We start from the raw sequence: 26,508 nt of genomic DNA on the forward strand, positions 1-26,508 counted from the left end.
CCCCCGCTTCCCCGCACCCCCGTCGCCTTATAGGCCATGATCAATAATGCTTCTCCCCCATCCGAACACGTTTGGACCCGGACATGAAGATTCGCTTCACTGACCACGCGCCCCGACTGAGCGACACCGACTCGCATCGCGCGCACGCGGCCGGACTTCCCAACCTGCCCCAGCGGCTCCTCGACCGGCACCGCGCGAGAGTCCTGCGCCCCGGCGAGGCCCCGGTCGCGGCGGGCATGGCGTCCCCCGGGTCCACGATCTACCGCTACGACCGCGTCCTCTTGTGTCACCGACTTCTCGCGGACGACGCACTGATGGCCGATGTGGATAATGCGCTGGGCGAGATCGGCGTCCGCCTCGATCACGACGCCATCGCCCGCACCGACGCCTGCCGCCCGCACCCGGTCGCTCTGCGCCTGACCGACGAGGCCGCGCCCGGAACCGTCGACGCCTGGGCGGCCCTGCAAACGCTCCACGGGGCCGTCAGCGCCGGCCGGTGCGCGACCGAGATCACCGGTCGGGTTCGCCTCGACCACCTGATGGTCGGCTCGGCGCTCACGGGTGTGGGCATGTATGGAACCGGCGACGACAGCGGTGGATGGCCGAACGGATCCGGTCCGTACGTGGAACAGTCGACGCTGTCCTCCGGGTACCTCAACCGGATGCCCGTCGAGGTGATCGCGCCCATGCCGCCACGCCGCGAGCGCGGCGCCCTGCCGGGTAATCGGCGGCCCGTGATCGCCGTCCTCGACACCGGAATCGTCGACGGTCATCCGGCCTTCGACGTCTCCGACCGGGCCTGCGCGCGCGACACCTTCGTCGTCGTCGACGAGGAGTTGCAGGACATCCTCGAGGCGATCGCGGATCCACAGTCGCCGGTACTGCACGGCACGCGGGACGATCCGGGCGTTCCCGGTTCCCTCCTCGGCGACCTCGCTTCCCACTATGGACATGGAACCTTCATCGCGGGCATCATCCGGCAGCTGGCACCCGACGCGCAGGTGCGCTCGATCCGCGTGATGCACAACGACGGACTGGTCTACGAGAACGAGTGCGTCACCGCGTTGACGACGATCGCCGACGAGGTCGCGCGCGCCCGCGACGGCGACCCGACGGCCGAGCCGGTCGACATCGTGTCGCTCTCCTTCGGTTATGCCGACGAGACTCCGGGCGATGTGCCGGAGGGAGGTCTCGCGGCCGTGATCCGGCGTTTGACCGGGCTCGGGGTACCGGTGGTGTGCGCGGCGGGCAACTTCGCCTCGGACCGACCGTTCTACCCGGCCGCCTTCGCCGCCACACCCGGAGACGGGCCGCCGTCCGCGCCGGTGCTCAGCGTCGGCGCGTTGAATCCGAACGGGACGGTCGCGATGTTCTCGAACGCGGGGCCGTGGGTGGCCTGTTACGCGACGGGCGCGGGTCTGGTCAGCACGGTCCCCTACGGCGTCGACGGCGCGACGGGCCCGGCCCGAGAGGTGGTCGGCGCGGGTGATCCAAGGGAGAGCCTCGATCCGGACGACTTCGCCACCGGTTTCGCGGTCTGGAGCGGCACGTCCTTCGCCGCTCCCGCTGTGGCCGCGCGTATCGCCTCCGCGATGCTCGACAGTGGATTGTCGCTCGGACGGCACGATCTCGACGCCGCCGCACACCGGGTGCGTGACGCGATCAAGACGATCAGTGGGTAACGTCGAAGCCGATGAAACAGGTCGATGTCCTCTCCCCCAAAGCGTCACGTTATTCCGACGCCCTGGCCGACGCCGCTCGTGGTGTGCCGGGGGCGCTGGAACCGCTTGTCAAGCAGTTCTCGCCGATGTTGTGGCGGGTCGCCCGCGCCCAGAACCTCGACGCGGCGTCCGCCGAGGACGTCGTGCAGACCACCTGGCTGAAGCTGATGCACTCGCTGGCCGACATCAGCGAACCGGCCGCGCTGCCGGGTTGGCTGGCGACGACCGCGCGCCGAGAGGCGTGGCGGCGGCGGCGTGCCGATGAGCGGGAACGGCCCACCGATGCCGAATGGGACAGTCGGCTGCCCGCCGAGCCGAATCCCGATGACGACGTGCTGACCCGCATCGGCGCGTCGGACCGGGACCGGGCCCTGTGGGAAGCCGTATCCACTTTGAACGATCGTTGCCGGGAGTTGGTGCAGATCATCGCCCACAGCGACCGCCCAAGCTACGGCGACATCGCCGAGGCATTGGGAATTCCGCGAAACAGCGTCGGCCCGAACCGGGGCCGCTGCCTGACCCGATTGCGGGACGCGCTCGCCGCGGACCCGCGATGGAGAGAGTGAGACCACGATGTCGACCGAGAACAACGCCCCAACCGGGGGCCTGTTGGACGACAGCGATACGGCCCGACTCGCGGCGGTGCGAGACCTGTACGACCGGATCGACCCCATGCCGTCGGGTCTGGTCGACCAGATCTGTTTCGCCCTCACGATGGACGACGCCGAGGCCGAACTCGCCGAACTGGTCGACGCGGAGTTGGCGGGAGTGCGGTCGACGATCGACGCCGAGATGGAGCAGGCCCGCACCGTCATCTTCGAATCGTCGAGCGTCACGATCATGGTCAGCGTGACCCCGCTCGACGCGGACCGCGTCCGGGTCGACGGTTGGCTGTCGCCGGAGGGCGTCTACCGGGTCGAGTTGCGCACCCCGAACGAGCAGTTGCGGGAGAGCTCCGACGACACGGGACGGTTCGTCATCACCGACGTCCCCAGTGAAGTCTTCCGCCTGGTGATACGGCTACCGGAATCCCTGGCGTCCAAGGACAACCCCCCGGTCGTGTTGACGCCCTCGATCTCGTGGAACTAACGACGATCTCTTATCGACACTCGGCGAATCCTTATGCCGCAGGATGACAGGCAGACGGCGAGACCACCGTTCGCCGGTGAATGATTACCCACCGCACTGAGCCGTCGCGGCGGCCCCCGCGTGTACGACAATGATCCGATGCGCGCCCTCACTCCCGACGAACTCGCCGAAGCATGGCGTCTCCAGCAGGCCGGTGTGGAGCATCAGAACTCGGGACGCCTGGAGCGGGCGCGTGAGCTGCTTCGTGGCGGGTTGCGGCTGACCGGATGGACGGCGGGAGACGTCGGCCCGGCCGACACGGCGCGCGTCACCGCTCGTCTGCTGATCAGTCTGAGTTACGCCGAGGCGTACCTCGGCTCGACGCAGGACGGTCTCGCCTTGCTGGATCACGCCGAACAGCTGACCGCCGACGAGGACAGGGGCATCCTCGTACACCAGCGCGGCCTGCTCCTGTGGTTCGCGGGGCGATGGCAGGAGTCGTTCACCCGGTTCAACGAGGCGGAACCCCTGTTGCGGAGACACGGCCCCGCCTGGCTGCTCGGCAATCTGCTCCTCAATCGGGCGGGCGTGTTGGGCGACCTCAAGCGTCACCGGGAGGCACGGGAGAGCCTCGCCCAATGCGCCGCCATCGCCGACGACGAGAACCTCCCCCTGTTGCACGCGAAGGCGACGCACAGCCTCGGGCTCGTCGAGCACTACCTCGGGAATGTTCCCGAGGCGCTCCGACTGTTGGCGGAGGCGTCCCAGTGGTACGAGCGGCACAGCCCCGATCTCCTCACCGTCGTGAAGGGATCGCAAGCGCGAGCGCTGCTCGACGCGGGCCTCGTCAAGGAAGCGCGCAATGTCGCGAGAGCCGCCAGAGAGTTGGAGGAGCAACCCACATCGGAGAGGATCCAGCTCAATGCCCAGATCGCCGTGATCGCCCTCGAGATGGGTGACTGGGACGAGGCGATCCAGTGCGCGCGCGAGGGCCGGAAACTCGCGATCCGCCATGAACGCCCCATCTTGGCCGTCTGGATGGAACGGCTCGAACTGGAGGCCATCCTCCGCAGCGGAAACGTCACCGAGGAATTCGCCCGGAACACCGTTGACCTGATGGAGCGACAGCGGTCCTTCGGCATACCGGGGTTCGCCCAGATCTCCGAGGTGCTCGCGGCCCGGGCGCTCATAGCGGTGGATCGCCTGAACGAGGCCGAGAAGCTACTGAGCACGGGTGCGCTCGCCAACGGACCCTCCGCGATCGCGATACGACTCAATCGGGAACTGGCCCGCGCCGAACTGGCCGTCCGCCGCGGCGATCGCCCCCGAGCACAACGCTATATCCGCAATGGACTATCGCTGCTGCATCGACATCGCAGTCGGCTCGGCAGCATCGAGCTGCAGGCCGGGGTCTCCTCGCTCGGACGGCAACTCGCCGAACGCGGCCTCGGCCTGGCCCTGGAATCGGGCCGTGCCTCGACCGCCTTCTCCTGGTCGGAACGGGTTCGGGCCCAGGCGTACCGGTTGCCGACCGTCAGCCTCCCGGAGGACCCCCGGAACGCGGACATGCTGGCGCAGTTGCGGAAGTTGCGGCATCAGCTGAGCTCGGACGAGACCCATGGCCGCGCGGACCCGACCAAACTCGCCGAGTGTCGGCGTCTGGAACGAACGCTGCGGGAACGCTCCTGGCAGACGCCCCGGACGGGCGACACCGTCCCGCTGGCGAAAGGCGTCGACGTCCGCCGGCGGCTGACGGTCAAGGATGAGGTCCTCGTCAGCTACCTCCAGCACGACGGAACGCTGCACGCCCTCGTCCTCGACGGAGAACGGACCCACCTGCGTCGACTCGGCACGGCCGCAGAGTCCGAGGAACTGGCGCGGCGATTGCGCGCCGACCTGTCCGCGAGCACCGGCCGCCGACTGCCGGAACGCATGGCGGCCACCGTCCGCGCGTCGATCGCCCGGCTCGCGGAGAAGGTCGACAACGCCCTGCTGGCGCCGATCGCCGCGCTCGTGGGCGATCGCGACCTCGTCATCATTCCGACGGGAACGCTGACGACGCTCCCCTGGGCCCTGTTGCCCTCGCTACGGGGGCGGCCCGTGACGGTCACCCCGTCCGCATCACTGTGGACCGACATCAGCGCCCGATCGGCGCGGTCGGGCGGTCGGGTGATCCTCGCCGCCGGTCCAGGACTCGTCCACGCCGAGGCCGAGATGGACGCGATCGCCGCGCTGTATCCCGACCCGCTGGTGCTGCGCGATGGAGCGGCCGGGCATCGCGAGGTGCTGTCCTCGCTCGACGGGGCCGCGACGGTGCACCTGGCCGCACACGGTCACCACGAACCCGACAACGTGCAGTTCTCCCGCCTGGACTTCGCCGACGGGCCGCTCATGGCCTACGACATCGTGCGGCTCGGCGACCCGCCCGCGCGAGTCACGCTGTCGGCGTGCGATGTCGGGGAGGCCACCGTCGCATCCGGAGACGAGACGCTGGGCTTCACGTCGGCGCTGCTGTACGCCGGTACGGGCACCGTCGTCTCCAGTGGAGTCAAAGTGGAGCATCAGGCGGCGGTCGACGTCATGACGACCTACCATCGGGGCCTCGCGGCGGGACACCGACCGGCGCGGGCCCTGGCCGAGGCGTCCGAACGTCAAGCGTTCTCCCCGTTCGTCTGTTACGGCGCGAGCTAGCAACCCTGGGGCCACCTGCGGACGCCGCGTCGACGGCCCCGCCGGTTTCGTCCGAAATTTCCCCGGTAACCCATGCCTGGGCGTTGCGGTTTCGTCTCGAATGGGTCGGCCGACTTGACGGAGCGCGGCGCGTCTGTTGTGCTTGCGACGGCAACGGGCGGCACGGGCGACGGGGGAACGGGGTGGATCAGCGGGCACGGCGCATCCTGCCGGTCATCGGCGTCGTCGTCGCGCTGCTCCTGCTCGGCTGGGTCAGTTCTTCGGTGAACCTGTCGCCGGATTCCACGCCGATTCCGCGCTTCGAGCCGTGGAGCGAGGACGCGTCCGCGAGCCCGTCCGACCAGGAGAGCAGCCCCGACGAGCTCGGCCTGACGACGGGCGAACCGGCCCAGGCGAAGACACTTCCGTCGTGGATCGGGACCGTCGTCGTCATCCTCGCGATCACCGGCGTCGTCGCCGTCGTCGGTCTGGTCGCACTGCTTTTCGGGCGGCATCTGGCCCGCAAGCGCCCCACGAAATGGGACACCATCGACCACAACCCGGCGAGCCGAGTCTCGACCGAGGAACTCCGCGACGCCCTCCGCGCGGGTCTGTCCGAACTGGAGGCGGGTGACGACCCACGGGCGGCGGTCATCGCGTGCTGGCTGCGCCTCGAACGGGCCGCGGCCGACGCCGACGTCGAGCGGCTCGCGTCCGAGACACCGGCGGACCTGGTCCGGCGCCTACTGACCCGCCACCGCGTCAACGACGCCGCGCTGACCCGGCTCGCCGACGCCTACCGGCACGCGCGCTACGCGCCGCACGACGTCACCGCGGGGGTTCGCGACGAGGCGCGAGCGGCGCTCGCCGAGATCGACGCGCAACTGGCCACCGAGGCGCGCGAGGACCGGGAGACGGGGGCGCGCTCGTGAACCAACGCCCCATCGTGTCGACGAGCCAGCTGGTCTGGGGAATCGTGTTGACCGCCGTCGCCGCGACCGCGATTCAGCGGGTCGGCGTCCTCGTCGGCAAGACATTCCATTGGGGACAATTGTGGTCGACGCTCGCGGCGATCGTCGCGGCGGTGCTGCTCGTGCGCGCGCTCGCCGTCGCCGAGCCGCCGATCCCCCGCTTCCGGCTGCCGTTGAACGCCGAGGCGCCCGACCGTCCGTTCGTCAACGTCGCCCGCTGGGAGGACCGGCTGGCGTGGTCGCTCGACGACCCCGACCGGTTCGCGCTGACCATCCAAACACGACTCCGTGAGCTCGTCGGCGAGCGCCTTCGCCTACGCCACGGGGTCGACCTGGCCACCGATCCGGCCCGCGCGGCACCGCTACTGGACCCGGTGCTGCTCGCGTTCGTCACGAACCCGCCCACGCGGGCGCCGTCCGCGCACGTCGTCGATGACATCGTGCGTCGTATCGAGGAGATCTGATGAAGGAATCGCTGGCCCAGCCGCACCCCGCCGAGCTGGCACCGATGCCGTTGCCGGACGTCGCTCGGCACGCGCGAGCGGTCCTCGACGCGGTGAACACCGTCGTCGTGGGAAAACGCGAGGCGCTGGAACTGGTGCTCGCGGGCATCATCGCGGGCGGGCACGTCCTGTTCGAGGACTATCCGGGGTTGGCGAAGACGTTGACCGCGCGCTCCTTCGCGCAGACCCTGGGGCTCGACTTCAACCGGCTCCAGTTCACACCGGACCTCCTGCCCGCCGACGTGACCGGCTCGTTCCTGTACGACCAGAAGAGCGGCGACTTCGTGTTCCGGCGGGGGCCGGTGTTCACGAACCTGCTGCTCGCCGACGAGATCAACCGGACGCCTCCCAAGACCCAGGCGGCGCTCCTCGAAGCGATGCAGGAGAACCAGGTCAGCGTCGAAGGCGCGACCTACCCGTTGACGGAGCCGTTCTGCGTGCTCGCCACGGCCAACCCGATCGAGTACGAGGGCACGTACCCGCTGCCGGAGGCACAGCTCGACCGCTTCCTGCTCAGGGTGTCCTTCGGATATCCGAACGCGGACGAGGAGTGGACGGTGCTGCGGCGGCGCATGGAGCGTCGTCGGGAGGAGACTCGGCTGGAGCCCGTCGTCGACGCCCAGACCCTGATGCGCATGCGCCGGGCGCTGGAGGACGTCGCGGTCGAGGACTCCATCGGGCAGTACATCGTGAACATCGTGCAGGCCACCCGGAGCCATTCGCAGATCCAGGTCGGCGCGTCGCCGCGCGGCTCGCTCGCGTTGTTGCTGCTGTCGCGAGCCCGTGCCGTCATGGCGGGGCGCGACTACGTCGTCCCCGAGGACGTCAAGACGGTCGCCCCATCGGCGCTGGCGCACCGGATCAGCCTGCGGCCCGAGCTGTGGCTTCGCAACGCCGACCCGGCGGCGGTCATCGGCGACATCCTCGCCTCCGCCACCGTTCCCGCGTCGGAGTCGCTGCCGCGTTACGGCGGCGGCGACAACCCCGCTGCGGGTTCGACGCCCACGGCACCGAGCACGCCGCGCGCCGACGACCCGGTGTACCGCTACACCGGCGGGCAGTGATGCACGGCGCCACCGTCGGACCGTTCGGACCGCCTCCGGACAATCCGGCGCCCCCGCGCGTCCCCGCCCCAGAACATCCATTGTGGCAACCGACGACGGCGCTCGTCCGGGCCGGCGCCGTCATCGCCGCCTGCCTCCTCATCGGGATCGTCTTCGGCCGCCCCGACCTCATCGTCATCGCCGCGCCCTTCGTCATCGGTACCGGCATCGCGCTCGCCCGGCGGCCCAGGCGACCAGTCACCGCGAGGCTGCGGATCGAGGAGGACGGACTCGCCGAGGGCGCCCCGCTCGCGGCGACCGTGACCGTCACCAACGACGACGACACCCCGATCAGCACGACGGTGCACGCGCTCGTCCCCCGATGGATCGGCCTCCGACACGGCGCGGGCCGATACATCGACCACATCGGACCAGGCGAGTCCACCGGGATTCGCCTACACGGAACCGTGCGCCGCTGGGGCACGCACGTCGTCGGCCCCGTCAAGGTCTCCGCGCTCGCCTGCGACGGGCTGCTCCGGTCGCCCGCGCACGTGCTCGATCCCGTCTCGGTCCGCGTATACCCGATCGCGGACCCCTTCGACTCCCGTCAGCCCCTGCCCGGAGCCAACGGAATGTCGGGAATCCATCGGTCCCGACGGCCCGGCGACGGCGGGGAACTGGCCGAGGTGCGACAGTTCCGCGCGGGCGACCGGTTGCGTCGAATCGACTGGCGGGTGAGCCTGCGGCAACGGCAGCTCCACGTCAACGCCACGCTCTCGGAGCGCGACGCGGACGTCCTCGTCATCATGGACGTCCTGCACGAGGCGGGCGAATCCGGCGGGATCGGCGGCGACACGACCGTCATCGACGCGACCGTCCGCGCCGCCGCCGCGATCACCGAGCACTACACCCACCAGGGCGACCGGGTCCGCATCGTCGAATTCGGTCCCCGCATGCGCCGCCTGCGCGCCGGTTCGGGTCGGCGCCACTATCGCGCCGCCCTCGACTGGCTGCTCGACACCCGCGTCGTCCCAGGGAACGCGACCTCCGGTGAACGGCTCATCCGGGCCGCCACTCGTGAACGGGCCGCGCTCATCGTCATGTTGACGCCGCTGTTGGACGAGCGGAGCACGCAGGCCCTGGCGACGCTCGCCCGAACCGGACACAAACTCATCACTGTGGACACACTCGGCTCGCGGGTGCTCCCGCCTCCGCGCGGGGTGTGGACGCCGCTGGCGACCCGGTTGTGGCGGCTCGAACGGGCGAACACGATCGGGCGGTTGCGCGAACTCGGTGTCGGCGTCGAACCGTGGGCCGGACCGGGCAGCCTCGATCTCATGCTCGCGGACATCGCGCGGGTCGCCCGCGCTCCGAAGGTGGTGCGGTGATGGTGAACTGGTGGTCCGACTGGACCCGATACGCGCGCACCCGGTACGCCGCCTGGCGTCGCCGCGCGACCGGTTTCGGCGTCGCGCTGAGGGTGCTCGTGTGGTTGTCCGGCGTCGCCGCGATCATCCCCGCCATCGGCCACCAGAACCTGCGGATGGCCTTGATGCTCGCGGCGGTCCTGCCCCTGATCGCGGCCCTGCGGCCCACCGGCCCATGGGTCGCGCTGGTCACGACCGTCGCCGTCCTCGGTTGGTTCCTCACGACGATCGCCGAGGACACGCCGTCGTTCGTCGCCGCGCTCGTCATCGCGGGCTCGCTCTATCTTCATCACGCCGCCGCCACGGTCAGCCTGGACTGGACATCGGACGCGGCGATATCGCCGGAGACCCGGAGACGATGGACCGTCCGAACCGGCACGACCGTCGCCGGCGGCGCCGCGACGGGCCTCCTCGTCGCCGGACTCACCGGGCAGAGCCTGCCGCTTCCCGCGGGAGTCCTACTGCCGACGGGGATCACGCTGGCGCTCGGCGTCATCGGCGGCATCGTGTACCTGGCGCGGCGTCCCGGACCGGCCGACTGAGCGGCGACAACGTGACGGCCGTCTCGCGGGCCGACCCCGAACTCGCGCTCGACAGCGCTCGCCTGAGAGCTTGCCGACAAATCCCGGCAGCCCCTCTGGGATAGGGGCAAGATTGTGGTGTGAGACGAATCCTGATCGTCGGTGCCGGACACGTTGGTTTCTATGTGGCCGATCGGCTGTCCGCCAAACTCCGCAAAGACATCCGTCGGGGTCGGATCGAAGTCATGGTCGTCGACCCCCAACAGCACATGACATACCAGCCGTTCCTCCCCGAGGCGGCGGCCGGACACATCTCGCCACGGCACGGCGTCGTCCCGCTCCGGCGGGCGCTGCGACTGTGCCGGATCGTCGCGGGCGCCGTCACGAAGGTCGACCACGCCAACCGCACTGTCACCGTCGCCCCGATCACGGGGCCGACGCGACAGATCACCTACGACCAGATCATCGTCGCTCCGGGATCGGTGTCCCGGACACTGCCCATCCCCGGCTTGGCCGAGTCGGCGGTCGGGTTCAAGACGATGGGCGAGGCGATCTACCTGCGCAACCACGTCCTGCAACGGCTCGACATCGCGGCGGCGACGACCGACCCGAACGTGCGGCGGCGGGCGTTGACCTTCGTCGTCGTCGGCGGTGGTTTCGCGGGCGTCGAGGCGATGGCCGAACTCGAGGACATGACGCGGTCGACGCTGACGGACTATGAGGAGCTGTCCGCCGACGACATGCGGTGGACCCTCGTCGAGGCGTCGCAACGAATCCTTCCCGAGGTCGGCGCGGAGATGGGCGCGTACACCGTCGACCGGCTCATCAAGCGCGGCTTCGACATCCGGCTCAACACCCTGCTGAAGTCCTGCGTGGAAGGACACGTCGTGCTGTCGGACGGCGAGGAGTTCGACGCCGACACGATCGTGTGGACCGCGGGCGTCAAGCCCCACCCGATGATCGGCTTCACGGACCTGCCGCGCGGCCCCAAGGGACACATTCGGTGCCGACCGACCCTCCAGGTCGAGGACGACCACGGCGTCGTCGACGGCGCGTGGAGCGCGGGCGACTGCGCGCAGGTGCCGGACCTGTCCGGCTTCGCGGAGTACTGCTCGCCGAGCGCGCAGCACGCGGTGCGACAGGCCGCGACGCTCGCCGACAACATCGCGGCGGTGGTTCGCGGCGGTCAGCCGAAGGAGTACAAGCACAAGTACGTCGGATCGGTCGCCAGCCTCGGCCTGCACAAGGGCGTCGCGCACGTGTACGGCTTCAAGGGCAAGGGCCTCATCGCCTGGTTCATGCACCGCAGCTACCACCTCATGCGGGTACCGGGCTTCGGCCGAAAGGTGCGCGTCGTCGCGGACTGGACGCTCGCCCTGTTCACGAAGCGCGAGACGGTTCAGCTCGGGGAACTCCACGACCCTCGGCGGCCGTGGGAGGAAGTGGCGTCCGGCAAGTTCCCGGACGGCTCGTCCTGAGTCGACCCGTCACGTCGAGGCCGTCTCAGAGGAAGTCGATCGTGCCCTCGATCTTGCCGAGGTCGCGAAGAAGGCCGTGAAGGTCCGTCTCGCCCCAGAAGCGAACGATCCGACCATCGCGGACCTGGTACATCTTCATGCCGCTTTGACGTACGTCCCTGTCTGACGCGTCGTGCCGATACGTCGCGATGAAATAGACGACGACCCGATCGTCGGCCGCGAACAGTTCCACGATCTCCAGTCGGCAACCGCTCAACCCCGGTGTCTCGATCGAGGCGAGTGGGAAGTCGATTCCGGTGACGTGCCGACCGGCGCCCCAGATCTCGACGTCGGGTGCCACGACCCGCTCCAGTTCCGCACGGTCACCGGTCTCGAAGATCCGCAGGTACCGTCGGACGACGGCCTCTGGTGTGGATTCGTCGTCGCTCATGCGGGCAGGATAACGGACGCGAGGACGCGAACGGGCGCATAAAGACCGTCTCGCTACCCAGCAGTTCGGCTCCGGCGGTGTCGCGGTGTTCATGGTCGAACCGCCGACGCGGTTCGACGGCCATCGGCCGCGTTGTCGGATCACCCGCCGTGTTCCAGCACGCCAGAAGACTTGGCCGACACCGGTATGCGGGCGATCCTCCGCCTCTCCGAGTGACGACCTGTCGCTCGCCTCACACGACCTGAGGGAACGAGACGGCCTCTTAGAACAGGGTCGGCTGAGTGTGGTCGACCGTGCCGCGCAGCGCGTCGTAATCGACGGTCACGCAACGAATCCCCCGGTCCTCGGCTAGCACGCGCGCCTGCGGCTTGATCTGTTGGGCGCAGAAGACCCCCTGAACGGGGGCCAGCAGCGGGTCCCGGTTGAGCAGTTCCAGGTAGCGGGTCAGTTGTTCCACGCCGTCGATCTCGCCACGTCGCTTCACCTCGATGGCGACGCTGACGCCGTCGGCGTTCCGGCACATCAGGTCGACGGGGCCGATCGCGGTCGGGAACTCGCGACGCACCAGTGTGTACCCTTCGCCGAGCGCGGTCGGGTCGGCGGCGAGCAGTTCCTGAAGGTGCGCCTCCACCCCGTCCTTGCGCAATCCGGGGTCGACGCCGAGCTCGTGCGTCGAGTCGTGCAGGACCTCGTCGATCGTGATGCGGAGTTGATCACCGGACTTGGTGTTGGTGACGGTCCACACCGCATCGTCCTCTTTGAGGGTGCAGGGCGGGGTCATCCAGTTCAGCGGCTTGTACGAACCGCCGTCGGCGTGGACGAGGATCGATCCGTCCGCTTTCAACATGAGCAGCCGGGGCGCCATCGGCAGATGGGCCGACAGGCGGCCGGTGTAATCGACGGAGCAGCGGGCGACGACGAGACGCATGCCGGGCAGCATACGACGCGTCGCCGTCGGCACCGTCCCACGGTGGCCGCCGGAAAAGTCGGAGCCGGATGGTAAAAGGGTGCTCCACGATCACGGAGGCGGGATGGACACCAGGACAGCGGCACGGCGGTGGGCGTCGACGTGGCGGAGTGCGTGGCCGAGGCAGGACGTCGAGGCGCTCGCGGCGTTGCAGGCGCCCGACGGCGACCACTACGCGTCGCTGTTCCGGCGGTACCGGGGACGGGACGGTCTGCGTGACTATCTTCGGGAGTCGTTCGCCGAGGAGACCGCCCCGACGCGGTGTTGGTTCGCGGAGCCGATCGTCGACGGACGTCGCGCCTCGATCGAGTACTGGGCCGTCATGACGACGGTGGACGGGGTGTTGACGCTGAGCGGGTGCACGGTGGTCGAGTTCGACGCCGCGGGTCTCGTCGCCGAGGCACGTGACTACTCGCACGCGACGGAGGGCGAGGTGCCGCGGCCGGAGTTCTAGGAAGGCTCAGACACCACCGGAATCGCTGTGGCTGCGGCGATTGCGGTCCTGCTCGACCAGTTTGTACAAGGTGGACTGCACCATCTCGACCTTCGGCATGTCCTTGAAGTCGACGGTGCCGTTCTCGCTGGCGGACTGGACGACGAGCGTGCCGAAGCGGAACATCCGCTGGATCATCGTCTGTTCGAAGGAGACGTCGTTGACCCGCGCGTAGGGAATGTCGCGGCCCTTGCGGGTGACGATGCCGTTGCGCAGCAGGAGCCGGTGGGTGGTGAAGACGTAATGGGTTGTCGCCCAAGAGATCCACGGGATGATCGACAGGACGAGCAGCAGCACTCCGGCAATCGCCCCCACACCGATGCGCCCCCACAGCGCCCAGTTGCCCCAGGTGTCGGGGACGACGAGGACGGCCAGCGCTCCGAACACCGCGAGCACGAGGAACCACATGATCGGAGCGAGCAACTCTTTCCAATGTGGATGCATGTGGAGGACGACGCGTTCATCCTCCGCGAGCAGGTTCTGCGGGAATCCCACCGGTGACCTCCATCAAAATCGCGTCCCGTCGACGGCGCCGCCGCCTCACCAAGCCATTGGCACATTCGTCGACACCAATCTCACGCTACCGCAAGGACGATGCCCGCGCGAAACCCCCGATCACTCGGTGCGGTGGCCGACATCACGGCACCACGATCCAGGTTCGCACGGTGGCGACGCCGACATAGCGCTAACGACACACGGTCGGCGCGCCATCGCGCCGAGCGCGGTGAGCACGAGCGGTCACTCGCGGCTCCCGCGTATCGCGAACGTCCGTCAGTCCACCCAGCCGCGTCGACTGGCCTGCCAGCCCAACTGAATCCGGGTGTCGACCTCCGCCGCGTCCATCAGGTCTCGAACTCGACGCTGGACAGTGCGCAGGCCGATGCCGAGACGGGCCGCGATCGCCTGGTCAGTGAGGCCGGACAGCAACAGCGACAACAGGAGGCGGTCATCGGGATCGGACAGACCCGGCTCGGAGGGCAGTGCCCGGTCGAACTCCGTTCCCAACGGCGCCGGGATCGCCGTCGGCCACATCATCTCGAACATGCCGGTGGCCAGCGTCAGGATCGTCGGGTGCTCGCTGATCAGCGCCGACTCCATGTCGACCGGATCCATGATGACGACGACGGACTGGTCGATGATCATGAGCTTCAGAGGCAGGGTCGCCGCGAACCGGACCTGCACACCCTCGGAGGCGCAGTTCCTGATCATCGTCATCGCGGCGGGGTCGTCCAGGAGCGACTTCTCGTAGAGGCTGCGCCGCCGCACCTTCCTCGGAGCAGGCCCGTCCCCGCCCCCGGGCTCGTCCTCCTCCATCAACGGCGGCCGGATGAACATGCGGATCTCGGCGCGAGCGCTGTCGTACAACTGATTGATCCGGGACAGGATCGCCGTGGCCCCCGTGACGTTCTCGGTGCCGTCGAGCGCCCCGTGCCGCGCCTGCGCGCCCCGATAGATCCGCTCCAGATCGGCCAGCGCGTCGTAACCGCGGCGCAGTTGATCGAGCCGACCTGCCAGAAGATTGACCACGGCGAGATCCGGCGCGCAGCCGGCGTACACCCCGTCGCCCACCATCTTGACGAGCCCGCGTTCGAGCAGGGCCGCGAGCAGCTTCGCCGCCACCACCGTCGGAACGTCCAGCCGACCGGCGAGCGTCTCGACGTCGGCGGCGCGCAACTGGAGCAGCGCCCGGTAAGCGTCTTCTTCCGTTTCGTTCAACCCCAACGCGCTCAACGCGTTGCCGCTGCCCACGAAAGACACCTCCAAATTCGTCGCTACCCCAAACGTACGTGGGTGACGTCGCCCGCCGCCACAGCCGTACGACCATGCTCGTTGTCGACGCACAGTCTGCCGTCAGCGTCGACGGCCACCGCCCGCCCCCGCACGCTACTCCCGTCGGGCAACCACACCACGACCTGTTTGCCCAGCGTATGGCTGCGCTCTCGGTACGCGGACGCGAGGTTCGCCGCGATCGGATCGCCCCCCGCGTCCAGCCACGCCCGATACCAGCGTTCCAGATCGGTCAGGATCGCCGCGAGCAGGCCGGTCCGATCGAGGGCGCCGGAGGTCTCGAGGGCGATCGAGGTGGTGTCGTCACGCGGAAGCTCGGCGCGGCTCAGGTCGACGTTGACGCCGAGGCCGAGGACGACGCCGCCGTCGGCGATCTCGGCGAGGATGCCCGCGCATTTGCGACGCTCGGGGCCCGCGAGGACGTCGTTGGGCCACTTCAAGGCCGTTTCGACGCCGCTGAACCGGCGCACCGCGTCGGCTGCGGCGACTCCGGCCAGCAGAGGAATCCAGCTCCATGTCGATTGTGGAACTTTGGGGCGCAGGAGGACGGACACCGCGATGCCCGCCCGGGGCGGTGACGTCCAGCTCCGATCGACTCGACCCTTTCCGTGCGTCTGGTGCTCGGTGGTCAGTACGACGCCTTCGGGCGCGCCGACGCGAGCCCTGGCCGCGAGCGCGGTGTTGGTGGACCCGACTTCCGAAACCACCTCAATGGACGTCCACAGTGAACTTTCGTCGACGTGTCGAGCGAGCTCGGTCGTGTCGAGTGCGGGGCGGTGCATGGCGTCTGGTCTCCTCGCGGCTATGGATCGCCAGCACCCTACCGCCGAGTGGAGGCGGGTCGCGGGATGAGGGAGTCGCACCGCGCGAGCATGCCGGTACGATCTTGCGCGTGCCGGATATCGATATTCACTCAACGGCGGGCAAGCTCGCCGACCTCGCCGCCCGCCGTGATGAGGCCGTCCACGCCGGTTCGGCGCGGGCGGTGGAGAAGCAGCACGCACGGGGCAAGAAGACCGCGAGGGAACGGATCGCGCTGCTGCTGGACGAGGGCTCGTTCGTCGAACTCGACGAGATGGCCCGGCACCGCAGCACCAACTTCGGGATGGAGAAGAACCGGCCGTACGGCGACGGCGTCGTCACCGGGTACGGCACGGTCGACGGTCGCGAGGTGTGCGTCTTCGCGCAGGACTTCACCGTGTTCGGCGGCTCGCTCGGGCAGGTCTTCGGGGAGAAGATCGTCAAGGTGATGGACCTGGCGGTCAAGACCGGCCGCCCGATCGTCGGCATCAACGACTCGGGAGGCGCCCGAATCCAGGAGGGCGTCGTCTCCCTCGGGCTCTACGGCGAGATCTTCTTCCGCAACGTGCGGGCGTCCGGAGTGATCCCCCAGATCTCGCTCGTCATGGGCCCCTGCGCGGGTGGCGCCGTGTACTCCCCCGCGATCACCGACTTCACGGTGATGGTCGACCAGACCTCGCACATGTTCATCACGGGACCGGACGTCATCAAAACCGTGACCGGCGAGGACGTCGGCATGGAGGAGCTGGGCGGCGCGCGCACGCACAACTCGACGTCGGGCAACGCGCACTACCTGGCCGCCGACGAGGATGACGCGATCGACTACGTCAAGCAGCTGCTGAGTTTCCTGCCGAGCAACAACCTCGATGAGGCGCCGCAGTACGACGCGGACCCGGCGATGACGGCGGTCGACGAGGACGTGGCGCTGGACGCGCTGATCCCGGACTCGGCGAACCAGCCGTACGACATGCACACGGTCCTGTCATCCATTCTCGACGATGGTGACTTCTGCGAGGTCCAGCCGTTGTTCGCGCAGAACATCATCGTCGGTTTCGGGCGGATCGAGGGCCGCAGCGTCGGCATCGTCGCCAACCAGCCGATGCACTTCGCGGGCTGCCTCGACATCAACGCCTCCGAGAAGGCCGCCCGCTTCGTGCGGACCTGCGACGCGTTCAACATCCCGATCGTGACGTTCGTCGACGTGCCGGGCTTCCTTCCGGGCACCGATCAGGAGTACAACGGGATCATCCGACGCGGCGCGAAACTGCTGTACGCGTACGCGGAGGCGACCGTCCCGAAGCTGACCGTCATCACCCGTAAGGCCTACGGCGGCGCGTACGACGTCATGGGCTCGAAGCACCTCGGCGCGGACCTGAACTTCGCGTGGCCGAGCGCGCAGATCGCCGTCATGGGCGCCCAAGGCGCCGTCAACATCCTGTACCGGCGCGAGCTGGCCGAGTCGAGTGACCCGGTCCAGCGACGGGCCGAGCTGATCACCGAGTACGAGGACGCCCTGTGCAACCCGTACGTCGCCGCCGAGCGCGGTTACATCGACGCGGTCATCGCACCGTCCCAGACGAGGGTCGAGTTGACGCGGGGCCTCCGCCTGCTGCGGTCGAAGCGCGAATCGCTGCCGCCGAAGAAACACGGCAACATTCCGCTCTGACGATCCACGGTCGTTGACCGGCGGCGCCGATTCCTCCCGGAAACGGCGCCGCCGAGCCATATGCGCCCGCGACGCGGCACGCGGGTGGGGCCTCGGCGTGGCGGCTTCGGCGTTTACTCCGGTAGCTTCGTTATGGGCGCGTGATCTTTGGTCGTGGCAGAAACCACACTCGCCTGGGAATGGCGCCGCGAGCGCGTTGCGGCGGAATTTGCCACGGCCGAGCTCAGGCTCCCATCAATCTACATTGGAGTTTGAGATGTCCATACTTGATCACGACTGTTTTGGCAAGGTGGCCCGCCGGTACACGATGTTGATCGACGTCGGGTACCTGTACGCGGCGGCGGCGGAGTTGTTGTTGCAGGCGAGCTCCCGACGCGAGTACAAGGTTGACGCGGAGAACCTCATCACCACCCTCATCGAACGGGCCGCTCAGCATCTGCCGGACGGCGAACTGCTGCGCGTGTACTGGTTCGACGCCGCCCGGGATCGGGTGCCGACGGTCGACCAACGTGTCATCGCTCCCATGGAATTCGTCAAGGTGCGACTGGGCAACTTGAACTCGCGCGGCCAGCAAAAGGGCGTCGACGCGATGATCCGCACCGATTTGGAACAGCTGGCCCGGCACCGCGCGATCCAGGAGGCGATCCTGCTCGCGGGAGACGAGGACATGGTCCCCGCCGTCGAGATCGCGCAGGCGTACGGCGTCCGTGTGCATGTCTGGGGCGTCGAACCGCCGTATGGAACGAATCAGGCGGAACGACTCGTCTGGGAGGCCGACACCACCGACACGATCACGGCGGAGTTCTGCCGCCCCTATTTCACCAAGATCGGCACGGCCGCCGAGGCCGCCGCGAAGATCGTCGGGGCCCCGATCGCCGCACCCACACCGCCTCAGCCGTCCCCGGCGTCGGTGTTCGGACAACGGCACTCGGTCGCCGTCACGATGAGCGCCGCGCAGGCGCTCGAAGAGGCCGAGCAGGCGCGCCCCAGCTTCGTGCGCTCCCGCAACGGCGAGCGACTGGATCAGGAGACCGTCACGAGCATCGGCGAGTACGTGGCGCACAAGTGGATCCTCACGCGCGGCCGGGAGAACATCGCCGACCTGCTGCCGGGGCCGACACTGCCGACCGTCATCGACAAGGAGCTGCTGGTCGAAGCGGAGAAGGAACTGGGATACTCCCTGCGGGACCACCCCGGCGCCCGCATCTGGGTACGCGACGGGTTCTGGGAACGCGTGAATCGCGAATTCGACATCGAAAGGTGACGCACCACTCGTGGACATCAGAGTGACGGCGGGCAGTCCGAACGCCGAGGAACTTGCGACGTTGGTCGCCGTGCTGACGGCGGTGGGGACGGCCGACGGACCGCCGCCCCCGAGCGCGCGCCGTCCGTGGACGGATCCGGCGTTGCGGCTCGGTGTCGCGCGGACGTGGCGCGACAGCTGCCTGCCCCAATGAGCCGACGGGCCCGGGCGCGCCGCCGACGGTGGCGGCGCNCCGGGACGGCGTGTGGCGCGGGCTCACGTCGCCCGTCCCTGCCCCGCGCGCACGTGCGAGGGAGTCATAAGCTGCGCGCATGCGGTTCATACTGGCATCAGCATCCCCGGCCCGCCTGACCACGCTTCAGGCCGCCGGGTTCGATCCGGAGGTCATCATCTCCGGCGTCGATGAAAGCACCGTCACCGAGGACACGCCCGGACGGCTATGCCGGGCCTTGGCGAAACTCAAGGCCAAGGCCGTCGCGGCCGACCTCGTCGGTGACGCCTACATCCTGGGCTGCGACTCCGTGCTGGAGTTCAACGGCGAGATCTGCGGCAAACCCGTCGACGCCGAGCAGGCCATCACTCGGTGGAAGTCGATGCGGGGCCGCTCCGGCGTACTCCACACCGGACACTGCCTGATCGACACGGCGAACAAGCGGCGGCACCTCCGCTCGTCAACGACGACCGTCCACTTCGCGGACCTGACCGACTCGGAGATCGCGTCCTACGTTCATTCCGGGGAACCGCTGCGGGTCGCCGGAGCGTTCACGATCGACGGTCTCGGCGCACCATTCGTGGAACGTATCGACGGCGACCCCGGCACGGTCGTCGGCGTCTCCATGCCGCTGCTGCGCCACATGTTCATCGCTTGGGGTGTCCCGATTTCGGCCCTGTGGAAGAAGTGACATCCACGGCTGATAATCGTTGACTTGGGTAAGACACCGAAGGAGAGCCATGAGCGACAACACGATCCGTGAACACCCGTTGAAGGGCCAGTTCGACACCGCGAAGGCGGAATGGCGCCGGACCACGAACCTGGACGGCACCCCCGGCAAGCTGGAGATCGGTTTCGCCGACAACGGTCTGGTGGCGCTGCGGTACGCGGAGGAACCGGACGGGACGATCCTGATCTACACCCCCGCCGAGTGGGACGCCTTCGTCGAGGGCGTCAAGGACGGCGAGTTCGACATCGAGGTTCTCGAAGAGGACGCCAGGCAGGCGCAGGCCGAGGAGGACGCCCGGCTCGCGGCGGGCGAATCGGCGTAACCCGGCACACGACGACGGGGGCGGCCCACGATGGGCCGCCCCCGTCGGTTGTCTACTGTGTCACGCGGCCGATTTGGCGAACTTCCGCGACGACCAGGCGACGATGACGATCCCGAGGACACCGACGAACGCGACGGCCTGCCACACCACGGGGTTCGACATGTCGCCGATGAACAGCGCGCGGGCGGCGGAGACGGCGTACGCGAACGGGTTGAACTTCGCGAGGGTCTGCAACCAGTCGGGGGCGAGCGCCAGCGGCAGCATGATGCCCGACAACAGCAGCACCGGCTGGGTGATCGTGTTGAGCAGCGGCGCGAGCGCGTCCTCGCTCTTGAGAGCCATCGCCACGCCGTAGGACGCCGCCGACAGACCGAAGCCGATGAGGACGACGATGATCATCATCATCGCCAATCCTCCCCAGTAGATCGTCAAACCCGCGATCGGGGACGACAGCAGCACCAGCACGATCGCCTGGAACACCAGCGTCGAGACGTCACGCAGCGAACGACCGATGAGCAGCGACAACCGGTTGACGGGGGTGACGCGCATGCGCTCGATGACGCCTTCGCGCATTTCCGCGATGAGACCGAACCCGGCGAACAGCGTCCCGAACATCGCCATCATGACGACGAGTCCGGGCACGAAGGTCTCCATCGGACCGTTCTCGAAGCCCGGCATGTCCTTCGGGAAGTTGTCCAGCAACGGGCCGAAGAGGACGAGGTAGTACAGGGGCTGAATCAGCATGATGAACAGCCAGGCCGGTTGTCTGATCGCCAGGCCCATCTGGCGCGAATAGATCAACCAGGTGTCACGCAAGAACTTCATGTGTGGATACTCCTTGAATCGGTACGGGGCCGGGTTCAGCTCTCGCGCAGCGAGCGGCCGGTCTGCTTGAGGAACACGTCGTCGAGGCTGGGGCGGTGCAGTTCGATCGACGACGGGGCGATCCCGGCCGCGTCGAGCGTGCGCAGGATGTCCGGCACCGCCGACGAGCCCTCGTCCACATAGAAGCGAAGCTGGACGGTGCCGGACGGGTCCGGCTCGCTGACCTCGACCTCACGGACGAATGCCTTGTCCCGCAGCATTTCTACGGCCGAGTCGGCGTTCCCCGCGACCCCGATGTCCACGATGTCACCGGCGATCTGGCGCTTGAGTTCGCGTGGGGTGCCCTCGGTGACGATCTCGCCGTGGTCGATGATCGCGAGCCGGTCGCACAGCGCGTCCGCCTCGTCGAGATAGTGCGTCGTGAGGAACACGGACGTGCCGCGCTCGCGCAGCTTGCGGACCTCTTCCCACATGTGGGCACGCGACTGCGGGTCGAGACCGGTGGTGGGTTCGTCCAGGAACAGCAGTTGCGGCCGGTGGACGGTGCCGAGCGCGACATCGAGTCGGCGCCGCTGACCGCCCGAGTAGGTCTTGGACTTGCGGTCGGCGAAGTCGGTGAGGTCGAAGGCCGTGATGACCTCGACGGCCCGAGCCTGCGCCTCGGACTTCGGCATCTCGTACAGGCGACCCTGGAGGACGAGTTCGTCGCGGGCCGACACCTCGCCCCAGGTGCCCCCCGCCTGCCCGACGTAGCCGATCTGACGACGGACCGCCGCGGGGTCGGTGCGCAGGTCGTGACCGGCGACGCGCGCCGTCCCGCCGGATGGTTCGAGGAGGGTCGACAGCATGCGCAGTGTCGTGGTCTTCCCGGCGCCGTTGGGGCCGAGGAAACCGAAGATCTCGCCTTCCTTGACGGTCAGGTCGACGCCCCGGACCGCTTCGACCGTCTCCTTCTTCTTTCCTTTGGAGCGGAAGGTCTTCCGCAGCCCGGACGTTTCGATCAACATCGCGTGAGCCCTTCTAGTGCGGGCGCGGTTCGCGCCCGATGTCACGTGCGGTGATGAGTATGGCGCCATGACCCCGAAGGCGACATCATATTGACATCAGTCTCATCGATCGAGACGTTACATGACGGCTCTGACAATAGTCAACCTTGACTAGCTTGAGACGGTTGACACATTTTGACCTGCTGAAACCAGATAAAACCGCTTGACAACCGGCGATACCGAATAGTCGATGTTGACTAATTCATGAGGTCATACCGTAGGATGTCCGGATGTGGCAGACGCAGCTGTTGGTATTGGGCCTGGTCGGGTGGTTGCAGCCGGTGCACGGTTACGACGTCCAGCGGGAGCTCTTGTCATGGGGCGTGACGGACTGGGGCAGGGTCAAGCGCGGTTCGATCTACCACGCGTTGAAGCGCCTCTCCGCCGACGGATATCTGGAGGTCGTGACGACCGAGCAGGTGTCGAACCGGCCCGAGCGCACGACGTACAAGATCACCCAGAAGGGCGGGCTCCACTTTCAGTCGATGCTGCGAGATCGCCTGTGGGACACGACCTTGACCTTTGACCAGTTCTGGGTGCCGTGGAGCTTCATCGCCGCCCTGAGCCATCGCGAGGCGACGGCCGTACTCCGCAACCGCGCTCAGTCGCTGCGAGCGAACAACGCGACCCAGACGGAGGAACTGAGTCGCCGGTCGAGCGACCGGACCGATCCGATGTTCATCCCGGAACACGTCGTTCGGGCGATCCAACTGCAGGGCGCCCAACACCGGCTGGAGGCGCAGTGGTGCCTCGACGTCGCCGACGAGATCGAGGCCGGGAAGATCTACACCGAGACCGAGCCGTACCTGCTCGGCACGGTCTCCGAGCAGTGGAAGGCCCACATTCGTCAACTGGACGCGGACGGCCGCATCCCACCGACGAACTGAGCGGACGGCCGGGCGCGGCGAACGGGCCGATCAGCGAGGTGCACATGTCGACGAATGCCGATAGAGTCTCCGCCATGCACGCTTACCCCGCACAGATGCGCACGATCGGTGGCGCACTGAAGACGATCGCCGGCGACGTCGGCACCAATGTCACCGACGCCCGCGCCGACGCGGAGGTGGCGGGTACCGGGAACGAGGGGCTCGCGACCGTCGCGACCGCCGCCGACACCGCCGAGACGTGGCTCGCCCACGTCAAGTCGATCAAGACGGCCCTCACGAACTCCGGCGACGGCCTCATCACCTCGGCGAACGAGATCGAGGGCACCGACCTGGACTCCTCGATCCACCTCGCCGACACCAGCCCCCAGTAGAGGCTTTCCACCTGGAGTTCACCTGCGGCGGCACCGGAGACTCCGTCGATCCACGCCTCGCACGACCCGGGACATCGAGCCGAGCCCAACGAGCGTGACGGCCGATCAAGGATCGGCCGTCACGATTCGCGTATTCGGATGTTTACCCGGGAACCCTCCCAGGACAATGGAAGCGACGGGTCAGTGCATCCCGTGGACCACCGCGTGGCCCTTGCCCCTGCCGATGAGCCACCGGTTGATCGGCAGCGTCACTATGAACGCCAAGACCAGAGCTCCCGCCAGCGCTCCCCAGAAGAGCCCCGAGGCCAAGCCCGCGTCCATCGCGCCCGGAATCACCAACATCGCTCCATTGTCAATGATTTCCATGACCAAAATGGAGACCGTGTCCGCCGCGAGGGCGACCTTGACCATGCCGCCGAAGCCGAGGCCCGCCTTGCGGATGCCGAACATCGTCAGGGCGTAGCCGAAGAGGAAGGCCAAGCCCACCGCGAGGGCGATGGTCTGAAGCGCCGACCACCCTAGGGCGGTGCCGATGATCATGCCGAGCACCTCGCCGATCGCACAACCGGTGAGGCAGTGCAACGTCGCCGACGCGGCCATTCGCCAACTGACCTTGCCGCCGCCGTGGTGATGATGATGGTGGTGACCGGAATGCTCGTCCTTGACCTGTCCACCGTGGTGTTGGTGGGCGGCATGCTCATGTCCGGTGTGCGATTGCGTCGTCATGCCGAGAAATATATACCCCCTAGGGGTATCAGTCCAGCGCGAATTACGTATCCCCGGTCACACCTGTCGGACGGCCTCGCCACGTTTGAAGCAGGCATCGAACTAGACGGCTCACGATCACGCGCTCGGCGGCGCACCCGGAAACGAACGGCCCCGCCCGCCGTCGGAGATCGCGATCGACGCCCCCGACAACCCCGATCGGCCGCTCCACAAGACGCGACCACGAGCGCCCCGCACCACACACCCTTTGCCGCACAACACGACCCGCGATGTCCGCCGCACCATCGCGGTCGCGGACCCGGTGCGACGGGGGGCACCTCACCGGACCACCGAGCGACCCACGCGCTGCGGCCCCGGCGGAGCGGGGGCGAGACCAGACCAGACCCTCCCGTCGCGGGTGGCCCCGGACACCTCCAGACCGCGCGGCGCCGCGATGGGACGGCTCTCGGCTGTGACTTTCGCCCACGTCCGCGGCGCGAACGGGACCTACCAGCGTCGACGCCGAGGCCGACGGTCGCGCACCGTCGCGGCCGGGTTGCTGGGTAATCGGACAACCTTTAGACTCCTTTGCGGCCAGCCCCGGTTTCACCACCGTGATACCGCGTCCGTTGGGCGCGACCCGCCCGGCAGGCCGTTTCAGCGGCAGTAGTGTCAGGAGGAACACCGGTGCGCAAAGTTCTGGTCGCCAACCGTGGCGAAATCGCGGTGCGCGTTATTCGCGCCTGCGCCGACGAGGGCCTCGCCAGCGTCGCCGTCTACGCCGACTCCGACCGGGACGCCCCGCACGCGCGCCTCGCCGACGAGGCCTACGCGCTCGACGGCGTTTCCGCCGCCGACACCTACCTGCGCATCGACAAGATCCTCGACGTCGCGAAGCGCTCCGGCTCCGACGCGATCCACCCGGGCTACGGCTTCCTCTCCGAGAACGCCGACTTCGCTCAGGCCGTCCTCGACGCCGGACTGACCTGGATCGGCCCCACCCCACAGTCCATTCGCGACCTCGGCGACAAGGTGACGGCCCGGCACATCGCCGCGCGCGCCGGCGCCCCGCTCGTGCCCGGCACGCCCGACCCGGTGTCCGGCCCCGATGAGGTCATCGCGTTCGCCGACGAGCACGGCCTGCCCGTGGCGATCAAGGCCGCCTTCGGCGGTGGCGGACGCGGGCTGAAGGTCGCTCGCGACCGCGCCGAGATCGCCGACCTGTACTCCTCGGCGGTGCGCGAGGCCGAAGCCGCGTTCGGACGCGGCGAGTGCTTCGTCGAGCGCTACCTTGACAAGCCCCGTCACGTCGAGGCCCAGGTCCTGGCCGACACGCACGGCAACGTCATCGTCGTCGGCACTCGCGACTGCTCGCTGCAACGGCGCCACCAGAAGCTCGTCGAGGAGGCGCCCGCGCCGTTCCTGACGAACGAACAGCGCGCCGAGATCCACCGCGCCGCCAAGGCGATCTGCGCGGAGGCGGCCTACCACGGCGCGGGAACCGTCGAGTTCCTCGTCGGCGCCGACGGAACGCTGTCCTTCCTCGAGGTCAACACGCGGCTTCAGGTCGAACACCCGGTCAGTGAGGAGACGACGGGCATCGACCTGGTCCGCGAGCAGTTCCGCATCGCGCGCGGCGAGAAGCTCGATCTGGCGGAGGACCCCGCGCCACGCGGGCACTCGATCGAGTTCCGAATCAACGGCGAGGACCCGGGTCGTAACTTCCTGCCCGCCCCGGGCGCCGTCACCACCCTGAAACTCCCCAGTGGACCGGGCGTGCGCGTCGACACGGGCATCGACGCCGGTTCCGTCATCGACGGGAACTTCGACTCCCTGCTGGCGAAGGTCATCGTCACGGGTGCGACCCGCACCCAGGCGATCGAGCGGGCGCGACGCGCGCTCGCGGAGATGGTCGTCGACGGCATGGCGACGGCGCTACCGTTCCATCGCGCCGTCCTCACCGACGACGCGTTCACCAGCGAACCGTTCTCCATCCACACTCGATGGATCGAGACCGAGTGGGACAACACGATTCCGCCGTTCACCGACGGGGAGCCCGCCGAGTCGACCGAGGGCGAGCGTCGCCGCATCACCGTCGAGGTCGGCGGCAAGCGCGTCGAGGTCTCCCTGCCGGGCGACTTCGGAGGCACCGGGGGCGGCGGCGACACGAAGGCGAGTCCGCGTCGGGGTGGACGTAAGGCGAGCGTCACCGCCGCGAGCGGGGACGCCCTCGTCTCGCCGATGCAGGGCACCGTCGTGAAACTCGCGGTGGCAGACGGGGACCAGGTCGCCGAGGGCGACACGGTGCTGGTCCTGGAGGCTATGAAGATGGAGCAGCCGCTGACGGCGCACAAGGCCGGCAAGGTCACGGGTTTGACGGCCGCGGTCGGCGAAGTGGTGTCCTCGGGCGTCGTGCTCTGCGAGATCACCGATTAGAGGCTGTCCCGATATCTCAGGTCGTGCGAGGTGAGGCTGTGAGCGTCATCCGGCGAGGCGGCGACGTTCCCCCGTACCGGTGTCGTGCGTGGGAACTTCGGCAACGCGGCCGGGGAGGTTCACGGGCCATCGCAGGCGATCTCTCGGCTGACGGGACAGGTCCC

Annotated in this window: 27 protein-coding genes; 19 read left to right on the forward strand and 8 right to left on the reverse strand. The window is 68.4% G+C overall.

Annotated features, from left to right (window positions below; all coding sequences use genetic code 11):
• Window positions 1-83 precede the first annotated feature (83 nt).
• From ACM9NP_RS02095 to ACM9NP_RS02140, 10 genes are all read left to right on the forward strand, one after another.
• A complete protein-coding gene (locus ACM9NP_RS02095) occupies window positions 84-1,682 on the forward strand; it encodes a S8 family peptidase (protein ID WP_415644821.1) in 1,599 nt (532 codons plus the stop codon).
• An 11-nt stretch (window positions 1,683-1,693) separates the two neighbouring features.
• Window positions 1,694-2,287, forward strand: coding sequence for an RNA polymerase sigma factor (locus ACM9NP_RS02100; protein ID WP_415644822.1), 594 nt, complete (start codon window positions 1,694-1,696; stop codon window positions 2,285-2,287).
• A gap of 7 nt (window positions 2,288-2,294) precedes the next feature.
• Window positions 2,295-2,810: a hypothetical protein gene (locus ACM9NP_RS02105; RefSeq protein WP_415644823.1), complete on the forward strand. Its 516-nt coding sequence runs from the start codon at window positions 2,295-2,297 to the stop codon at window positions 2,808-2,810.
• 138 nt (window positions 2,811-2,948) lie between these two features.
• Window positions 2,949-5,480 carry a CHAT domain-containing protein gene (locus tag ACM9NP_RS02110; protein WP_415644824.1) on the forward strand — a complete coding sequence of 844 codons (2,532 nt, stop codon included), beginning with the start codon at window positions 2,949-2,951 and terminating at the stop codon, window positions 5,478-5,480.
• Between the two features lie 182 nt (window positions 5,481-5,662).
• Window positions 5,663-6,391, forward strand: coding sequence for a DUF4129 domain-containing protein (locus tag ACM9NP_RS02115; protein WP_415644825.1), 729 nt, complete (start codon window positions 5,663-5,665; stop codon window positions 6,389-6,391).
• Entirely contained in the window at window positions 6,388-6,894 is a 507-nt protein-coding gene (locus ACM9NP_RS02120) for a hypothetical protein (protein ID WP_415644826.1), read from the forward strand. Before ACM9NP_RS02115 ends, ACM9NP_RS02120 begins: the two co-directional genes overlap by 4 nt.
• A gap of 44 nt (window positions 6,895-6,938) precedes the next feature.
• The gene (locus ACM9NP_RS02125; protein WP_415644876.1) at window positions 6,939-7,997 is read left to right on the forward strand and encodes an AAA family ATPase; all 1,059 of its coding nucleotides are present in this window, start codon (window positions 6,939-6,941) and stop codon (window positions 7,995-7,997) included.
• Complete coding sequence (locus ACM9NP_RS02130) at window positions 7,997-9,364, forward strand: DUF58 domain-containing protein (RefSeq protein WP_415644877.1); 1,368 nt, start codon at window positions 7,997-7,999, stop codon at window positions 9,362-9,364. Before ACM9NP_RS02125 ends, ACM9NP_RS02130 begins: the two co-directional genes overlap by 1 nt.
• Window positions 9,361-9,945, forward strand: a complete 585-nt coding sequence (locus ACM9NP_RS02135; protein ID WP_415644827.1) for a hypothetical protein — start codon at window positions 9,361-9,363, stop codon at window positions 9,943-9,945. The genes ACM9NP_RS02130 and ACM9NP_RS02135 overlap by 4 nt, the downstream gene beginning before the upstream one ends.
• Before the next feature lie 119 nt (window positions 9,946-10,064).
• Entirely contained in the window at window positions 10,065-11,402 is a 1,338-nt protein-coding gene (locus tag ACM9NP_RS02140) for an NAD(P)/FAD-dependent oxidoreductase (RefSeq protein WP_415644828.1), read from the forward strand.
• 25 nt (window positions 11,403-11,427) lie between these two features.
• On the opposite strand, the gene ACM9NP_RS02145 is transcribed toward ACM9NP_RS02140, so the two are convergent.
• Window positions 11,428-11,832, reverse strand: a complete 405-nt coding sequence (locus tag ACM9NP_RS02145; RefSeq protein WP_415644829.1) for an ester cyclase — start codon at window positions 11,830-11,832, stop codon at window positions 11,428-11,430.
• A 262-nt stretch (window positions 11,833-12,094) separates the two neighbouring features.
• Window positions 12,095-12,760, reverse strand: coding sequence for an endonuclease NucS (nucS, locus tag ACM9NP_RS02150; protein ID WP_415644878.1), 666 nt, complete (start codon window positions 12,758-12,760; stop codon window positions 12,095-12,097).
• Between the two features lie 103 nt (window positions 12,761-12,863).
• On the opposite strand from nucS, the gene ACM9NP_RS02155 reads away from it, so the two are divergent.
• Window positions 12,864-13,253, forward strand: coding sequence for a nuclear transport factor 2 family protein (locus ACM9NP_RS02155; RefSeq protein WP_415644830.1), 390 nt, complete (start codon window positions 12,864-12,866; stop codon window positions 13,251-13,253).
• Window positions 13,254-13,259: 6 nt separating this feature from the next.
• Here ACM9NP_RS02155 and ACM9NP_RS02160 read toward each other — a convergent pair whose 3' ends face one another.
• From ACM9NP_RS02160 to ACM9NP_RS02170, 3 genes are all read right to left on the reverse strand, one after another.
• Window positions 13,260-13,787: a PH domain-containing protein gene (locus ACM9NP_RS02160; protein WP_415644831.1), complete on the reverse strand. Its 528-nt coding sequence runs from the start codon at window positions 13,785-13,787 to the stop codon at window positions 13,260-13,262.
• Between the two features lie 276 nt (window positions 13,788-14,063).
• Window positions 14,064-15,041 carry a helix-turn-helix domain-containing protein gene (locus tag ACM9NP_RS02165; protein ID WP_415644832.1) on the reverse strand — a complete coding sequence of 326 codons (978 nt, stop codon included), beginning with the start codon at window positions 15,039-15,041 and terminating at the stop codon, window positions 14,064-14,066.
• A 23-nt stretch (window positions 15,042-15,064) separates the two neighbouring features.
• A complete protein-coding gene (locus tag ACM9NP_RS02170) occupies window positions 15,065-15,862 on the reverse strand; it encodes a biotin--[acetyl-CoA-carboxylase] ligase (protein ID WP_415644833.1) in 798 nt (265 codons plus the stop codon).
• A gap of 110 nt (window positions 15,863-15,972) precedes the next feature.
• On the opposite strand from ACM9NP_RS02170, the gene ACM9NP_RS02175 reads away from it, so the two are divergent.
• From ACM9NP_RS02175 to ACM9NP_RS02195, 5 genes are all read left to right on the forward strand, one after another.
• The gene (locus tag ACM9NP_RS02175) at window positions 15,973-17,547 is read left to right on the forward strand and encodes an acyl-CoA carboxylase subunit beta (protein WP_415644834.1); all 1,575 of its coding nucleotides are present in this window, start codon (window positions 15,973-15,975) and stop codon (window positions 17,545-17,547) included.
• Between the two features lie 256 nt (window positions 17,548-17,803).
• A complete protein-coding gene (locus ACM9NP_RS02180; protein WP_415644835.1) occupies window positions 17,804-18,811 on the forward strand; it encodes an NYN domain-containing protein in 1,008 nt (335 codons plus the stop codon).
• Between the two features lie 10 nt (window positions 18,812-18,821).
• Window positions 18,822-19,004 (forward strand): acyl-CoA carboxylase subunit epsilon, encoded by a 183-nt coding sequence (locus ACM9NP_RS02185; RefSeq protein ID WP_415644836.1) that lies wholly within the window; start codon window positions 18,822-18,824, stop codon window positions 19,002-19,004.
• A 118-nt stretch (window positions 19,005-19,122) separates the two neighbouring features.
• Window positions 19,123-19,713 carry a Maf family protein gene (locus ACM9NP_RS02190; protein WP_415644837.1) on the forward strand — a complete coding sequence of 197 codons (591 nt, stop codon included), beginning with the start codon at window positions 19,123-19,125 and terminating at the stop codon, window positions 19,711-19,713.
• A gap of 49 nt (window positions 19,714-19,762) precedes the next feature.
• Complete coding sequence (locus ACM9NP_RS02195; protein WP_415644838.1) at window positions 19,763-20,074, forward strand: DUF397 domain-containing protein; 312 nt, start codon at window positions 19,763-19,765, stop codon at window positions 20,072-20,074.
• A 60-nt stretch (window positions 20,075-20,134) separates the two neighbouring features.
• Here the strand turns inward: ACM9NP_RS02195 and ACM9NP_RS02200 are convergent, their stop codons facing one another.
• Both ACM9NP_RS02200 and ACM9NP_RS02205 read right to left on the reverse strand, forming a co-directional pair.
• Window positions 20,135-20,899, reverse strand: a complete 765-nt coding sequence (locus ACM9NP_RS02200; protein ID WP_415644839.1) for an ABC transporter permease — start codon at window positions 20,897-20,899, stop codon at window positions 20,135-20,137.
• Window positions 20,900-20,934: 35 nt separating this feature from the next.
• Entirely contained in the window at window positions 20,935-21,903 is a 969-nt protein-coding gene (locus tag ACM9NP_RS02205) for an ATP-binding cassette domain-containing protein (RefSeq protein ID WP_415644879.1), read from the reverse strand.
• A gap of 272 nt (window positions 21,904-22,175) precedes the next feature.
• On the opposite strand from ACM9NP_RS02205, the gene ACM9NP_RS02210 reads away from it, so the two are divergent.
• Window positions 22,176-22,832 carry a PadR family transcriptional regulator gene (locus tag ACM9NP_RS02210; protein WP_415644840.1) on the forward strand — a complete coding sequence of 219 codons (657 nt, stop codon included), beginning with the start codon at window positions 22,176-22,178 and terminating at the stop codon, window positions 22,830-22,832.
• 74 nt (window positions 22,833-22,906) lie between these two features.
• Window positions 22,907-23,203, forward strand: coding sequence for a hypothetical protein (locus ACM9NP_RS02215; protein WP_415644841.1), 297 nt, complete (start codon window positions 22,907-22,909; stop codon window positions 23,201-23,203).
• Between the two features lie 180 nt (window positions 23,204-23,383).
• Here ACM9NP_RS02215 and ACM9NP_RS02220 read toward each other — a convergent pair whose 3' ends face one another.
• Window positions 23,384-23,929: a DUF4396 domain-containing protein gene (locus ACM9NP_RS02220; protein WP_415644842.1), complete on the reverse strand. Its 546-nt coding sequence runs from the start codon at window positions 23,927-23,929 to the stop codon at window positions 23,384-23,386.
• 666 nt (window positions 23,930-24,595) lie between these two features.
• Here ACM9NP_RS02220 and ACM9NP_RS02225 point away from each other — a divergent pair.
• The gene (locus ACM9NP_RS02225; RefSeq protein WP_415644843.1) at window positions 24,596-26,344 is read left to right on the forward strand and encodes an acetyl/propionyl/methylcrotonyl-CoA carboxylase subunit alpha; all 1,749 of its coding nucleotides are present in this window, start codon (window positions 24,596-24,598) and stop codon (window positions 26,342-26,344) included.
• Window positions 26,345-26,508: the final 164 nt, after the last annotated feature.

Origin of the sequence: Stackebrandtia soli, from assembly GCF_965137155.1 — a bacterium.
Lineage (GTDB): Bacteria > Actinomycetota > Actinomycetes > Mycobacteriales > Micromonosporaceae > Stackebrandtia > Stackebrandtia soli.